15 protein-coding genes and 1 pseudogene are annotated in these 14,201 nt (G+C 68.7%); 1 reads left to right on the plus strand and 15 read right to left on the minus strand.

Annotated features, from left to right (window positions below; translation table 11 throughout):
- Window positions 1-141: 141 nt before the first annotated feature.
- A complete protein-coding gene (locus tag BM109_RS11030) occupies window positions 142-942 on the minus strand; it encodes an alpha/beta fold hydrolase (protein WP_093342800.1) in 801 nt (266 codons plus the stop codon).
- 130 nt (window positions 943-1,072) lie between these two features.
- On the opposite strand from BM109_RS11030, the pseudogene BM109_RS11035 reads away from it, so the two are divergent.
- Window positions 1,073-1,978, plus strand: a pseudogene (locus BM109_RS11035) (LysR family transcriptional regulator); the annotation flags it as partial.
- A 28-nt stretch (window positions 1,979-2,006) separates the two neighbouring features.
- Here BM109_RS11035 and BM109_RS41605 read toward each other — a convergent pair.
- From BM109_RS41605 to BM109_RS11105, 14 genes are all read right to left on the minus strand, one after another.
- Window positions 2,007-2,198, minus strand: a complete 192-nt coding sequence (locus tag BM109_RS41605; RefSeq protein WP_057597602.1) for a 2-hydroxymuconate tautomerase — start codon at window positions 2,196-2,198, stop codon at window positions 2,007-2,009.
- 19 nt (window positions 2,199-2,217) lie between these two features.
- Window positions 2,218-3,006 carry a 2-oxo-3-hexenedioate decarboxylase gene (gene dmpH / locus BM109_RS11045; RefSeq protein WP_093342803.1) on the minus strand — a complete coding sequence of 263 codons (789 nt, stop codon included), beginning with the start codon at window positions 3,004-3,006 and terminating at the stop codon, window positions 2,218-2,220.
- Entirely contained in the window at window positions 3,003-4,046 is a 1,044-nt protein-coding gene (dmpG, locus tag BM109_RS11050; RefSeq protein WP_093342805.1) for a 4-hydroxy-2-oxovalerate aldolase, read from the minus strand. Before dmpG ends, dmpH begins: the two co-directional genes overlap by 4 nt.
- A gap of 13 nt (window positions 4,047-4,059) precedes the next feature.
- On the minus strand, window positions 4,060-4,983 hold the full coding sequence (locus tag BM109_RS11055) for an acetaldehyde dehydrogenase (acetylating) (protein ID WP_093342806.1): 924 nt from the start codon (window positions 4,981-4,983) through the stop codon (window positions 4,060-4,062).
- 13 nt (window positions 4,984-4,996) lie between these two features.
- The gene (dmpE, locus tag BM109_RS11060) at window positions 4,997-5,779 is read right to left on the minus strand and encodes a 2-oxopent-4-enoate hydratase (protein ID WP_093342807.1); all 783 of its coding nucleotides are present in this window, start codon (window positions 5,777-5,779) and stop codon (window positions 4,997-4,999) included.
- Between the two features lie 29 nt (window positions 5,780-5,808).
- Window positions 5,809-6,663 carry an alpha/beta fold hydrolase gene (locus tag BM109_RS11065; protein WP_093342808.1) on the minus strand — a complete coding sequence of 285 codons (855 nt, stop codon included), beginning with the start codon at window positions 6,661-6,663 and terminating at the stop codon, window positions 5,809-5,811.
- Window positions 6,644-8,098 (minus strand): 2-hydroxymuconic semialdehyde dehydrogenase, encoded by a 1,455-nt coding sequence (locus tag BM109_RS11070; protein ID WP_093342809.1) that lies wholly within the window; start codon window positions 8,096-8,098, stop codon window positions 6,644-6,646. The genes BM109_RS11065 and BM109_RS11070 overlap by 20 nt, the downstream gene beginning before the upstream one ends.
- A gap of 10 nt (window positions 8,099-8,108) precedes the next feature.
- Window positions 8,109-9,041, minus strand: a complete 933-nt coding sequence (locus tag BM109_RS11075; protein ID WP_093342811.1) for a catechol 2,3-dioxygenase — start codon at window positions 9,039-9,041, stop codon at window positions 8,109-8,111.
- 26 nt (window positions 9,042-9,067) lie between these two features.
- Window positions 9,068-9,409 carry a 2Fe-2S iron-sulfur cluster binding domain-containing protein gene (locus tag BM109_RS11080; protein WP_093343453.1) on the minus strand — a complete coding sequence of 114 codons (342 nt, stop codon included), beginning with the start codon at window positions 9,407-9,409 and terminating at the stop codon, window positions 9,068-9,070.
- Between the two features lie 303 nt (window positions 9,410-9,712).
- A complete protein-coding gene (locus BM109_RS11085) occupies window positions 9,713-10,771 on the minus strand; it encodes an NADH:ubiquinone reductase (Na(+)-transporting) subunit F (RefSeq protein WP_093342812.1) in 1,059 nt (352 codons plus the stop codon).
- Window positions 10,772-10,799: 28 nt separating this feature from the next.
- Window positions 10,800-11,162, minus strand: coding sequence for a phenol hydroxylase subunit P4 (locus BM109_RS11090; protein ID WP_093342814.1), 363 nt, complete (start codon window positions 11,160-11,162; stop codon window positions 10,800-10,802).
- Between the two features lie 53 nt (window positions 11,163-11,215).
- Complete coding sequence (locus BM109_RS11095; protein WP_093342815.1) at window positions 11,216-12,811, minus strand: aromatic/alkene/methane monooxygenase hydroxylase/oxygenase subunit alpha; 1,596 nt, start codon at window positions 12,809-12,811, stop codon at window positions 11,216-11,218.
- A gap of 58 nt (window positions 12,812-12,869) precedes the next feature.
- A complete protein-coding gene (locus BM109_RS11100) occupies window positions 12,870-13,166 on the minus strand; it encodes an MmoB/DmpM family protein (RefSeq protein ID WP_093342817.1) in 297 nt (98 codons plus the stop codon).
- A gap of 26 nt (window positions 13,167-13,192) precedes the next feature.
- The gene (locus BM109_RS11105; protein WP_093342818.1) at window positions 13,193-14,188 is read right to left on the minus strand and encodes an aromatic/alkene monooxygenase hydroxylase subunit beta; all 996 of its coding nucleotides are present in this window, start codon (window positions 14,186-14,188) and stop codon (window positions 13,193-13,195) included.
- Between the last annotated feature and the right edge of the window lie 13 nt (window positions 14,189-14,201).

Genomic DNA, 14,201 nt, shown 5'->3' on the forward strand with positions numbered 1-14,201 from the left:
GTCTTGGAGTCGGCGGCTGGTCCGTGAGATGAATTGTGCGCCTCGAACCTAGGTAAAAACCCTAGGCAAATGGAACCGCGGCGTTCACGGGAAGGAAACAATCGATCGCCCGCGCCCCGCCTGCCCTCTCCTGCCTCCTCTTCAGCGGCCCTCGAGGAAATCGACCACCGCGCCCACGAACTCCTTCGGAAACTCCACGTTCGACAGGTGCACCGCGGGCAAGGTCAGCAGCCGCGCGCCCGGCACGGTGGCCGCGATCAGCTCGCCATGGCTCGCGGCCGTGACCGGGTCGAACTCGCCCGCGATCACCAGCGTGGGCCGCTCGATCAGCGCGATGGGCCGGCGCAGGTCGGCGTCGCGCACGGCGGCGAGCGCGCCGGCCAGGCCCTGCGGGTCGATCTCGAGCAGCACCTGGCGCAAGGCCTGCACCACGGGGCCGTTCTCGATCAGCAGCCGCTCGGGGAACCAGTTGCGCAGGAAGCCCTCGGCCGTCTCCTGCATGTCGGGGGCGGCGAGCACGCCGACGATGCGCTCGTCGAACACGCGGGCCGGGCCGAGCCACGAGGAGGTGTTGGCCAGCACCAGCCGGTCGATGCGCTCGGGCGCATGCACGCCCAGCCACTGGCCGATGAAGCCGCCGAGCGAGAGGCCGAGGAAATGCGCGCGCTCGATCTTCAGCGCGTCGAGCAGCTCGATCACGTCGCGGCCGAGCCGGTCCATCGAATAGGCGCCCGGCGTGACGCCCGAACCGCCATGGCCGCGCGTGTCGTAGCGCAGCACGTGGAAATGCCGGCCCAGTGCCTCGACCTCGCCGTCCCACATCGAGAGCGTGGTGCCGATGGAGTTCGACAGCAGCAGCACGGGCTTGCCGGCATCGCCATCGAAGCGGTAGGCGATGCGGGCGCCGTCGCCGGCGGTGGTGGTGTGGGTGAAGTGGCTCATGGCGTGCTTTCCTTGACATGGCTTCGGAGCCTCGGCCCCTGCAACGGCGATCACCGTGGCACAAATCGTAGTTGCGCTCCCTGGCGAAAGAAATTACAAAGTTCGATCAATCCTTGTCATCAAATCGAACATGAGCGAATTCACCCTGCACGACCTCCAATGCTTCGACGCGGTGGTGCGCGCGGGCGGCTTCCAGGCCGCCGCCACGCAGTTGCATCGCTCGCACCCGGCGGTGTTCGCGGCCGTGGCCAAGCTCGAGCGGCAGCTCGGCCTGGTGCTGCTCGACCGCGGCGGCTACCGCGTGCAGCCCACCGAGGCCGGCCGCTCCTTCCATGCGCGCGCGCAGTCGCTGCTGCGCGAGCTCGAGGGCCTGCGCGGCCATGCGCGCCAGCTCGCGGTGGGCGAGGAAAGCGAGCTGCGCGTGGTGATCGGCGACCTGTGCCCGCGGCCGCAGGTGCTGGCGATGCTGGCGCGCTTCTTCGCGCAGTGCCCGGGCACGCGGCTCGCGCTGTACTTCGAGGCGGTGGCCGGTCCGGCCGAACGGCTGTTCGACGGCGAGGCCGACCTGATCCTGCACGGCATCGACAAGCGCGATCCGCGGCTCGAGTGGATCGACCTGTGCAAGGTGCCCTTCGTACCCGTGGTGGCGCCGGCCCTGCTGACCGAGCCGCTGCCGCGCGCGCCGGGGCCCGAGCGCATGCGCGCCTACACCCAGTGCGTGATGCGCGACACCGCGCGCCACACGCCGCCCCAGGACCACTTCCTGATCGAGGGCGCGCACCAGTGCACCGTGGCCGACCAGCTCATGAAGAAGGAAGTGATCCTGCTGGGCCTGGGCTGGGGCCACATGCCGCGCTTCCTGATCGAGGAGGAACTGCGCGACGGCCGGCTGCGCTCCATCGCGGGCCGCCACCTGCCCGGCAGCGTCGAGGAGCTGGTGGCGGCACGCCGGCGCGACCGCTCGCCGGGGCCGGTCGCGAGCCGGCTCTGGGCCCACATCGAGGCCGAGGCGCCGGCACTGCGCCGCGCGCTGGCCGGCACCGGCACCGGCACCGGCGAGGCTGCTAGCGCCCCAGGTCCTTCGCCGACACCCCGGCGATCCCCCAGTTCTCCTTCGGCACGTCGTGCAGCCACACGCGCACGTTCTCCTTCGGCGCGTTGACGGCCTCGACGATGGCGGCCGTGACCTTCTCGATCAGCGCGCGCTTCTGGTCCTCGGTGCGGCCTTCGATCAGGTAGATCTGTGCAAACGGCATGGTCCGGCTCCTTCCGTGTTCAGACGAAGCGCAGCCCGACGCTGCCCATGCCCTGCACCTTGAGCGTGACCGCGTCGCCCGCCTGCACGGCCACCGCCTCGGTGATGCCGCCCGACAGGATCAGCGTGCCGGCAGGAATCTCCTCGCCGCGCGCGCCCAGGTGGTTGGCCAGCATCGCGATGGCCGCGGCCGGATGGCCGAGCACCGCCGCGCCGGCGCCGAAGGCCACGGGCTGGCCGTTCTTCTCGAGCACGATGCCCACGGTGCGCAGGTCGACCTCGCTCGCGGGCACGGCCCGGCCGCCGACCACGAAGCGCGAGGCCGAGGTGTTGTCGGCCACCACGCTCTTGAGGTCGAACTTGAAGTCGCGGTAGCGGCTGTCGATCACCTCGATGCCGGGCAGCACGAAGTCGGTGGCCGCGAGCACCGCGCCGATGTGGCAGCCCGGGCCCCTGAGCGCGCGCTTAGTCACGAAGGCGATCTCGGGCTCGACCTTCGGATGGATCAGCTCGCTCACCCTGCACTCGCCGCCCTCGGGCACGGCGTAGTTCTCGGCCATGAAGCCGAAGACCGGCGTGGTCACGCCCATCTGCTTCATCTTGGCGTGCGAGGTCAGGCCGGCCTTGAGGCCGACGATGCGCAGGCCGCGCGCGGTCTTGCGGCGGCGGATCTCGTCCTGGATCGCATAGGCGTCGTCCCAGTCCATCTGCGGGTATTCGTCGGTGATCTTGGGCGTGTCGCGCGCCTCGAGCTCGCAGGTCTCGAGGTGCTCGGCGAGCGCGGCGATGGTCTTCGCATCGAGCTTCATGCCGCCACCTCCTGACGCGAGCGCGCCAGCGTGATCGCCGTGTCCTCGATCATGTCCTCCTGCCCGCCGACCATGCCGCGCCGGCCCAGCTCGACCAGGATCTCGCGCGCCGGCACGCCGTACTTCTTCTCGGCGCGCTTGGCGAACAGCAGGAAGCTCGAGTACACGCCCGCGTAGCCCAGCGTCAGCGAGTCGCGGTCGACGCGGATCATGTGGTCCATGATCGGCACCACGCGGTCCTCGGCCACGTCCTGGATGCCGAACACGTCGACGCCGGTCTCGATGCCCATGCGGTCGCAGACCGCGACGAACACCTCCATTGGCGTATTGCCCGCGCCTGCGCCCAGCCCCGCGGCGGCGGCGTCGATGCGGTTCGCGCCCGCCTCCACCGCGGCGATCGAGTTGGCGATGCCCATGGCGAGGTTGTGGTGGCCATGGAAGCCCAGCTCGGTGTCGGGCTTCAATGCCGCGCGCACCGCGCCCAGCCGCGCCTTCACGTCCTCGGGCAGCATGTGGCCGGCCGAGTCGGTCACGTAGATGCAGTTGGCGCCATAGCCTTCCATCAGCAGCGCCTGGCGCACCAGCAGCTCGGGCGAGGCCATGTGGGCCATCATGAGGAAGCCGACCGTGTCGAGGCCGAGCTTGCGCGCCATCGCGATGTGCTGCTCCGACACGTCGGCCTCGGTGCAGTGCGTGGCCACGCGCACCGTGTGCACGCCCAGGCCGTGCGCCATGCGCAGGTGGTCGACGGTGCCGATGCCCGGGATCAGCAGCGCCGAGACCTTGGCGCGCTTCATCAACGGGATGACGGTGCCGAGGTACTGCTCGTCGGAGTGGGCCGGAAAGCCGTAGTTGACCGAGCTGCCGCCCAGGCCGTCGCCATGCGTGACCTCGATCAGCGGCACGCCCGCCTCGTCGAGGCCGGTGGCGATGTGCTTCATCTGTTCGAGCGTCATCAGGTGGCGCTTGGGATGCATGCCGTCGCGCAGCGTCATGTCGTGCACGGTGACGCGGCGGCCCTTGAGGGTGTTGGTGTTCATGGGGTGGGTGCTCCTATGCCGCGACGGCTTCGGGTTGCGTGGCGCCGGCGAGCATCGCCTCGGCGAACATCTCCGCCGTGCGCGCCGCGGCGGCGGTCATGATGTCGAGGTTGCCGGCGTACCTGGGCAGGTAGTCGCCCAGGCCCTCGACCTCGAGGTAGATCGACACGCGCTTGCCGTCGAACACCGGCCCGTTGACCAGCTTGTAGCCCGGCACGTAGCGCCGCACCTCGGCGATCATGGCGTGCACCGAGGCGGTGATGCGCGCCTCGTCGGGCGTGTCCTCGGTCAGGCAGTGCACCGTGTCGCGCATGATCAGCGGCGGCTCGGCGGGGTTGACGATGATGATCGCCTTGCCCTTCGCGGCGCCGCCCACGCGCTCGACCGCGTCGGCCGTGGTGCGGGTGAACTCGTCGATGTTCTTGCGCGTGCCCGGGCCGACCGAGCGGCTGGCCACCGTGGCCACGATCTCGCCGTAGGCCACGGGCTGCACGCGCGACACCGCCGCCACCATGGGGATGGTGGCCTGGCCGCCGCAGGTGACCATGTTGACGTTGGCGGGCCGCTCGCCGGCATCGGCCATCAGCGCCTGCAGGTTCACCGGCGGCACGCAGAACGGGCCGATGGCCGCGGGCGTGAGGTCGATCATCAGCACGCCGAGCGCATGGAGCTTCGCGCTGTTCTCGGCATGCACGTAGGCGCTGGTGGCATCGAAGGCGATCCGCACGCCGTCGGCCTTCACGTGCGGCAGCAGGCCGTCCACGCCCTCGGCGGTGGTCTTCAGGCCCATCTCGCGGGCGCGCTTCAGGCCGTCGGACTCGGGGTCGATGCCCACCATCCACACGGGCTCGAGCACCGGGCTGCGCTGCAGCTTCGCGAGCAGGTCGGTGCCGATGTTGCCCGGGCCGATCAGCGCGCACTTGATCTTGTTCGTCATGGTTTTTTCTCCGTCAATGGAAGCGCACCGAGCAGCCGCCGAGGCCGCCGATGGAGACGCGGAAGTTGTCGCCGGCCTTGGCCGGGAACATGGCGGCGAGCGCGCCCGAGAGGATCACCTCGCCGGCCTTGAGGCCGATGCCGAGCGCGCCGAGGGTGTTGGCCAGCCACGCGACCGCGTTGACCGGCGAGCCGAGCGCGGCGGCGCCCGCGCCGGTGGCGATGATCTCGCCGTTCTTCTCGAGCACCATGCCGCAGGTCGAGAGGTCGACGCGGCGCGGATCGACCGCGCTGTCGCCGAGCACGAACACGCCGCACGAGGCGTTGTCGGCCACGGTGTCGGCGATCCTGATCTTCCAATCGCGGATGCGCGAATCGACGATCTCGAAGCAGGGCATCACGCATTCGGTGGCGGCCAGCACGTCGGCGTTGACTATGCCCGGGCCCATCAGGTCGCGCTTGAGGATGAAGGCGATCTCGCCCTCGGCCTTGGGCTGGATCAGCGTGGTGCTGTCGATCGACTCGCCCTCGCCGACGATCATGCCGTCGAGCAGGTAGCCGAAGTCGGGCTGGAACACGCCGAGCATGTTCATCACGGCGCGCGAGGTCACGCCGATCTTCTTGCCGACGATGCGCTCGCCGGCCTCGAGGCGGCGCGCGATCATGCGCTGCTGCACGCCGTAGGCATCGGCCACGGTGATGCCCTCGTGGCGGCTGGTGAGCGGATCGACGACGCCGCGCGCGCGCAGCGCCTCGTAGAGCTCGTCGCCGAGCTGCTGGATCAGTGTGGGGTCCATGGTCTCTCTTTGCGTTGGGATGGAAGAAATCAGTCGGCCTCGGCCAGGAAGTCGCCGACCAGCCGCGCGAAGCGCGCGGCATGCTCGATCTGGGTCCAGTGGCCGCAGCGGCCGAACACATGCAGCTGGCTGTCGGCGATCCACTGGGACAAGGTCAGCGAGGTGGCGAGCGGAATCACGCGGTCCTCGCGGCCGTGGATCAGCAGCGTGGGATGCGGCAGCGCGCGGATGTCGGCCTCGGCACTGGCGAGCGCATCGACCCAGCGCTGACGCGGTGCCGGGAACATGGCACCGAACGACTCCTGGAAGCCGGGCCGGATGCTGGCCTCGTAGCGCAGCTGCGCGAGTTCGTCGCTGACCAGCGTGCGGTCGAAGGCGAACACGTCCATGATGCGGCGCATGTTCTCGAACGAGGGCGTGTAGCCCCAGACGGCATCGAGGCCCGGCGTGATCGCGAAGGGCACGCCCACGCTGCCCATCAGCACCAGCCGGCGCACGCGCTGCGGCGCGCGGATGGCCAGCGCCAGCGCGAGCGCGCCGCCGAAGGAGTTGCCGATCAGGTCGGTGCGTTCGATGTCGAGCGCATCGAGCAGGTCGAGCGCCTGGCGCACCCAGCCTCCCATGTCGTAACGCGCGCCGGGCACGCGCTCGGTGAAGCCGAAGCCGGCCATGTCGGGCGCGATCGCGCGCCGGCTCTCGGCCAGCACCGGCAGCACGAGCCGCCAGTTGGCCCAGGCGCTGACGCCCGGGCCCGAGCCGTGGATCAGCAGCACGGGCGCGCCCTGCCCCAGGTCGTGCACGTTGGTGGCGAAGCCGCCGGTGCGCACGCTGTGGGCGATCTCGGGATGGGTCACTGCCGTGTCCTCAGAGCTTGATGCAGACATTGCGGAGCTCGGTGTAGAACTCCAGCGAATGCACGCCGCCCTCGCGGCCGATGCCCGAGGCCTTGGCGCCGCCGAAGGCGGTGCGCAGGTCGCGCAGGAACCAGCTGTTGACCCAGCAGATGCCGACCTCGACGCGCTTGGCGACGCGGTGCGCGCGGCCGAGGTTCTCGGTCCACACGGTGGTGGCGAGGCCGTAGTCGGTGGCGTTGGCGAGCGCGATCGCCTCCTCCTCGGTGTCGAAGGGCGCGATGTGGCAGCAGGGGCCGAAGATCTCCTCGCGTATCACCGCGGCCGTCTCGGGCAAGCCGGTCCAGATGGTCGGCTGCACCCAGTTGCCTTCGGCCAGCGCCCCCTTCATGGCCGGCACGCCGCCGCCCGTGACAACGGTCGCGCCCTCCTGCACGGCCTTCTCGTAGTACGAGAGCACCTTGCGCTGGTGCTCGCGCGAGATCAGCGGGCCGAGGCCGACGCCGGGTTCTTCCGAAGGTCCTGGCTTCAACGCCTCGGCCTTGGCCTTGAGCGCCGCGACGAACCTGTCGAAGATCGGCCGCTGCACATAGACCCGCTCGGTGCCCAGGCAGACCTGGCCACAGTTCTCGAAGGCCGAGCGCGTGATGCCGGCCACGGCCTTGTCGAAATCGGCATCGGCGAACACGATGCCGGCGTTCTTGCCGCCGAGCTCGAAGGACACGGGCCGCACGCCCTTGGCGGCCGCGGCCATGATGGCCTCGCCGGTGCGGGTCTCGCCGGTGAAGGTGATGCCGTTCACGCCCGGATGCCGGGTCAGGAACTCGCCGGCCGAGTCGGGCCCGAAGCCGTGCACGACGTTGTAGACGCCCGGCGGAATGCCGACGGCGTTCATCACTTCGCCGAGCAGGGTGGCGGTGGCGGGCGTTTCCTCCGAGGGCTTGACGACGACGGTGTTGCCGCAGGCCAGCGCGGGGCCGACCTTCCAGGTCATCAGGAGCAGCGGCAGGTTCCAGGGGCAGACGACGCCGATCACGCCCAGTGGCGAGCGCACTGCGTAGTTGAGCGCCTGGCCGCCGTCGGGCGTGGCCATCTCGAAGCTCTCGGTGGGCACGTTCTTCACGATGTCGGCGAACACCTTGAAGTTGGCCGCGCCGCGCGGGATGTCGACATGCGAGGCCAGCGCATGCGGCTTGCCGGTGTCGGCCATCTCGGCGGCGAGAAAGTCGTCGAAGCGCCGGTTGATCTCGTCGGCCACCGCATGCAGCAGCTCGACGCGGCGCGCGACGCTCATGCGGCCCCACTCGCCGTCGAGCGCGGCGCGGGCCGCGCGCACGGCGGCATCGACCTCGGCCGCGCCGGCCTCGTGCACGAGGCCGATCAGGCGGTTGTCGACCGGCGCCCGGTTCTCGAAGGTCTTCGCGCCGGCGACGAACTCGCCGCCGATGAAGTTCATGAACTGCTTCATCGCCCGTTCCTCAGGTCAGCACGCTCAGGAAGTTCTCGTTGAGCTTGCGGTCGTGATAGAAGATCGCGCGCCCGAGCTCGTCGTCGGTCCACACCAGCGGCGGCTTGTCCGGGTAGTAGATGTAGCCGCCCGAGAACACCTCGTTGCGGTTGCCGCTCGGGTCGAAGAAGTAGATCGTCTCGCCGCGCGTGATGCCGTGGCGCGTGGGGCCGATGTCGAGCGACACGCGCTTCTTCGAGATGATGTCGGCCGCCTTCAGCACCTCGCCCCAGTTGTCGAGCAGGAAGGATGCGTGGTGGAACTTGTTCTTCTCGGCATGGCGGATGAAGGCGATGTCGTGCGGCTTGGTCGAGCAGGTCAGGAAGGCCGCGATGTACATGCGCTCGGGACCGGCCACCACGCTCTCGGCGAGCTGGAAGCCCAGCACGTCGATGAACAGCTTCATGGTGCCGTCGAGGTCGTCGCCGTACAGCAGGCAATGGTCGAAGCGCGAGGGCGCCATGCCCTTGAGATCGTCGGGATAGACCTCGGGGTTCTCGTAGGACATGCCGTTGCCGACCTTCTCCTTCTCGGCAAAGAGTTCGATCGAATGGCCGGTGGGCACGGTGAAGCGGAAGCGCCGGCCGGTGCGCAGATGCTCGCCGGCCTCGATCCACTGCGGCTCGGTCGCGAGGCCGCTGGCCTTGACGTCGGCCGCGAGCTTCTCGAGCGTGGCGGGCGAATCGACGCGAAAGCCCATGAAGTCCATGCCGGCCTCGTCGGCCTCGCGCAGCACCACGCTGTGGTGATCGTGCTCGTCCCAGGCCTTGAGGTAGATGCGGCCCTGCGGATCGCGCGCGGTTTCGATCAGGCCCAGCACGTCGCGGTAGTGCTTGAGCGCGGCCTCGATGTCGAGCACGCGCAGTTGCACGTGTCCGGGACGGATGACGCCGGTGATTGCCATGAGAGTCTCCTTGGTGGTTGAAAAGTTCAGGTGGGGGAACTGGAATTTCTGGAAGTCGTTGCTGCATGCCGTTCGATGCAGCGGGCCAACTTGTCGACGGCGCGCAGGGCGAGGTCGCTTTGCGGATAGGCCCTGCAGGCGAGCACGTAGCCCTGGGCTTCTTCCGCGGCGCTGACGTGGCAGCGGCTCATGCGGTCGTGGCGCACATGGCCCGATTCGATGCGAACCTTGCAGACGCCGCAGCCGCCGCCTCGGCAGCCGACGGGGATGCCTTTGCGGCCCAGTTGCTCCATGCCGCCGAGCAGGGTCTGGTCGGGTTTGCAGGGGTAGCGTTCGCCGGTGTTGTCTATGGCTACTGAGAAGGTCATGAGGGTTCTCGTTTGGTTGGCCGGGGGCGCGTGCACAGGACAGCGGGTACTTCCCTCCGCGAATGTCCCCCGGCCTTCGGCCTCCTCCTTGATTTCGCTGCGGGAAGCACCCACTGCCCTGTGCACGTGGGCGCAGCGGTGGTGCGGGCGGTTCAACAACCGTTGCGTCCAGGCGCACGTCGATGGGGTACTCCCCGCAGCGAAATCAAGGAGGAGCCGAAGGCGGGGGACATTCGCGGAGGGGAGTACCCCGTCGGCGTGCGCCCGCCCCGACGCCTCCTCGATGAAACGAAGCCACAGCATCTAGAGCGCCTTGAACAAAGGACTGCGAGGCGCAGCAGAAGCCGCATCAGCCGCCGTAAAGAACTTCTCGGTATAGATATCGCGCTCGAACAGCCGCCCCTGCATCAGCGTCGCGATACAGGCCTCGGTCATCGGCGGCGGCCCGCACAGATAGGCCTTGTGCCCCCGAAAGTCGTTCGCGAAATGCGCCTTCAACGCTTCGTGCGCATAGCCCCGCGCACCAGCCCAGTCCGAGCCTTCGGGCAGGTCCGACAGCACCGGCAGATAGGTGAAGTTCGGATGCGCGTCCGCCAGCTGCTCGAACAGCTCGCGGTAGTACAGCTCCTCGGGATTGCGCGCCCCCTGGATCAGCGTGATCGGCAAGGTGCAGCCCTCGGCCAGCAGGTCGAGCACCATCGACTTCGGGCTCGACAGCCCCGAGCCGCCGGCCACGAAGATCATCGGCAGCCGCGCCGACTTGCGCACGAAGAAGCGGCCGTTGGGGGCCGTGAAGCGCAGCCGCTGGCCCGGCTGCAGCGCGTCGTGCAGCCAGCCCGTGGCGCGGCCGCCGGGCACGCGGCGGATGTGCAGCTCGATCAGGTCCTCGCCGGGTGCATTCGCGATCGAGAAGGCGCGCTCCCCTTCCACCCCCGGCACCTGCAGCATCACGTACTGCCCGGCCTGGAACGAGGCCGCGCGCTCCGTGCGCAGCCACAGGCCGCGGATCGTCGGCGTCAGCATGCGCGCCTCCACCACCTCGGCATCGAAGTCCTCGAGCGGCAGGAAGCGCGCGTCGGGGTCCTCGTCGATCTCGGCCTCGATCACCAGGTCGGCCTGCGCCATCGCGCAGCACGCCAGGATCTTGCCTTCGTCGCGCTCGAAATCCATCAGCGCGAAGTTCGAGGCATCGCCGTGGTCGCACTCGCCCTCGAGCACCTGCACCTTGCAGGTGCCGCACACCCCGTGGCCGCAGGCGTGCGGCAGCCACACGCCGGCGCGCAGGCAGGCATCGAGCACCGTCTGGCCGTCGCGCGCCGCCACGCCCTGGCCCAGCGGCTCGATCATGATCTGGAAGCTCATGGCATCGCTCCTTGCTCGGTGCGCGGCCTCAGCTGCACGAGCCCTCGATGCCGCGCAGGCCCGGCGTGCGGAAGCGGATCGCCGACTTGTGGACCAGCCCGTTGTCGGCCAGCGACTTCGCGGCGTCGGGCACGAAGGGCTTGCCCGAGTCGAACCACTCGGCCGTGGTCCAGTCGATCTGTTCGAAATCGGGATGGCTGCCGTAGACGCCGGGCAGCACCTGCGACAGCAGCGCGCCGAAGGGCATGGCCGCGGGCAGCGGCAGGCACACGGGCGAACAGAACAGCAGGTGGTCTTCCCAGCCGATGTAGAGCAGGCGGTTGCCGTGGAAGCGCTCCTCGGCATCGGCGACGGTGCCGGTGTAACCCGGGGCGAGTGCAATGACGGACATGTTTTTTCTCCTGGATGAAAGACGGCTTCGGCAGCGCGGCTTCGCCTCGTGGCTCAGGCGACGATCGCCTCTTGCTCGGGCGGGGCGCGGCGCTCTGTCGAGGTGTCCTGTCCCGTCCACCGGTCCCAGTTCGCCTGGTCCGGGGAACCGTTGAACTCGCCGTTGTCCGCGCCCGCGTTGATGTGGTAGTAGTCGAGCACCGCCGCGAGCGGGTTGAAGCCCTCGACCGTCGGGTCGGTGCCCTCGGGGAAGCAGTTGCCCTGGTAGATCTGGTGCACCGGCAGCCAGGCCTGCACGTACTTCTCGGGCTCGCCGTCGAACACGTCCTTGCAGCCGTCGGAGCAGAAGTGGTACTTCATGCCGTGGTAGCTGCTCTCGCGATAGCAGATCTTGGTCGGGTCGTCGGGCTCGGTGAAGGCCATCGGGATCTGGCAGGTCTGGCACAGCATCGGCAGCGTGTTGTTGAACCAGCGCTTGCCCTGCTGCTCCTGCGCGGCCAGCCATTCGAAACGCGGGCGGTACAGCGCATCGAAGGTGTCGGGGTACTTGGCCGACAGCCACTCCATCTCGTCGGGGCGCGGCGCCCACACATTGATGTTGGCCGCGTGGCCGTAGTTGTTGAAGATGGCCCAGGCCTCGTGCGAGAGGCGGCCCTTCTCCTTGCTCGCCACCTCGTGGTACTTGGGCATGCGGATGCCGTAGCGCGAGAGGTCCTGGAACAGCGCGCCGCCGTTCTTCTCGAAGTACATCTCCCAGGCCTCGGACCAGCTCATCACGCGCTTGGGCAGCATGTAGTCCATCATCATCGACACCAGCGTCAGCAGCCGGTAGCCGCGCCAGAACCACTTGTCGACCCACTTCTGCACGATCGGCACGTTGCCCGGGTCCTGCTCGAGGATGAACTTCACCACCTCCAGGCCCAGCGTCATGTGGCGCGACTCGTCGCTCTGGGCCGAGAAGCCGAAGGTCACGGTGGCCATGTCGCCGTTGTAGGCGGCGCCGCTCATGAAGGGCATGAACAGCAGGTTGGTCAGCACGTACTCGAACGAGAACGAGATCGCGGTCACGAACTCGAAGGGCCCCGCGCTCATCGCGTCCTCGAAGTAGCTCTTGGGCACCGACAGGTACCACACGCGGTCGTGCATGTGCTGCGGATCGTGCAGGCCGTTGAAGTACTTGTTGAAGTGGCTGATGGTGTGGAACTGCGTCTGCGCATGGCGCAGCTCGTCGATCGACTGCATCTGGCAGGCCACGCGCGCGCCCACGCCGCGGAACGACCGCCCGGCCATCGCGTAGCCCCGGTGCGCCGCGTACTCGAGCGGCGACACGCCCGTGAGGAACAGCTTCAGCGTGTTCAGGTAGCGCGGGTCGCTGATGTTGAACTGGCCGTTGTTCTGCTGGAACGCGTCGATGATCGCGTAGAGCTTCTTCTCCTTCTCGCCCTGGAACTTCCAGTAGGCGTCCATCGTGAGGCGGAACGGGTCCTCCCACTGGTCCCAGTCGTGGATCTTGATGCCCTCGAACTGGTCGAAGGGGAACACGTCGTCCATCGACTGGTAGCTGGTCTCCCAGCCGAGGCCGCGGGTCATCATGGCGTAGCGTTCCTTGAGGCCGAGGCGCTTGCCGGTGCTGCTGTTGGGGGTCGTCATGGCGTTGTCGTCCTGTGCGTTGTCGTTGTGGGTGCGGTGGTCGTCGGGGTGCGCGCGCTCAGGCGCCCCAGTGCAGCGTGAACTCGTCGTCGGTCTCCTCGATGCTTCCCGACAGCGAGATCAGGCTCAGGTGCAGCTCCTGCAGGTCCCAGCGGCGGCCGAGCAGCGACTCGACCGTGGCGCGGCGCAGCGTGAGCCGGCCGGGCGCGTCGATCTTGACCATGGCGGGGTACTCGCTGACGATGGCCTCGGGGTTGTCGGCCACGATGGCCTCGACGATGGCGCGGGCGCTCTCGCTGATCTGCAGCGCGATGAAGACCGGCGTGCGGGAGAGTTCTGCGGTGGCGGTGGTCATGGGATGGGTCTCCTTGCGGTGGTGATTCAGGCAGTGCGCACCGAGCGCGCGAAGCGGGCGTCGAGCGCCGTGGCGAGCTCCTGCAGCGCCGGCGCGCCCTGGGCGCCGAGCGCCAGCGCGGCCAGCGGCGCGAGCGCCTCGGCGATCTGCGCGCGCCAGTCGGCGTACCAGGCCGCGAGCTTCTGGGCATTGGCCGGCGACTCGTCGGCCGCGGTCTTCAGCGTGGCATCGACCCAGCGCGCGTTCTCTTCGAACCACTCGTTCATGAACTCGGTGAGCATCGCCAGCGCATGGCCGGTGGCCGCGCCCTGAGCGTTCACGTAGTGGCGATAGACCAGCGGATACAGCAAGCCGTCGAACACCAGGTTCTGCGCCACGAACAGCTCGAACCAGTCCTTGGTGACGAACAGGTTCTCCATCGTGCGGCGCACGCCCTGCCAGGCCGGATGCGACATCCAGGCCTCCTTGCCCGCGTCAAGCGCCTGGCCCGAGTTGCCGTCGAGCTGCAGGCCGATGCGCGAGAGGTACTGCGCGATGCCGAGCCGGTCCATGGCCGCGAAGACGAAGGGCTGCGTGATCGCGGTGCCGTAGCCGTAGCCGCAGCAATAGCTGTGGTTCATGTTGGCACCCCACTCGTAGTGGCGCAGCGGCACCAGCACCTGCTGCAGCGACTCGCGCACGCCGGCATCGGCCTGCGCCAGCAACTGGCGCTTGTCGGCGAACTCGAACTGCCGGTCGGCGCCCTCCTGCTGGCGCGCGCGCGTCATCGTGTAGACGCCGTAATAGAAATGGCGCGGGTCCTTGAACGCATACCAGTCGGCCATGACGATCGCGGTGCGACGCTTGTCGTAGAGCTCGTGCTGCGGATCCCACAGCGGCCGGTAGTGGAAGTTGGCCGTGGGCTGCATGTCCAGCGTGGCTTCCTGGTAGCGCGAGGCCGGCTTGTCGCCGAGCCGCCGCGCCACGTGCGAGAAGGTCTGGCGGATCGGCCGGATGTCCGAGGTTTTGATGTCGACTTGCACGGTGGGGTCTCCT

The sequence above is a fragment of the Variovorax sp. PDC80 genome (assembly GCF_900115375.1).
GTDB lineage: Bacteria > Pseudomonadota > Gammaproteobacteria > Burkholderiales > Burkholderiaceae_C > Variovorax.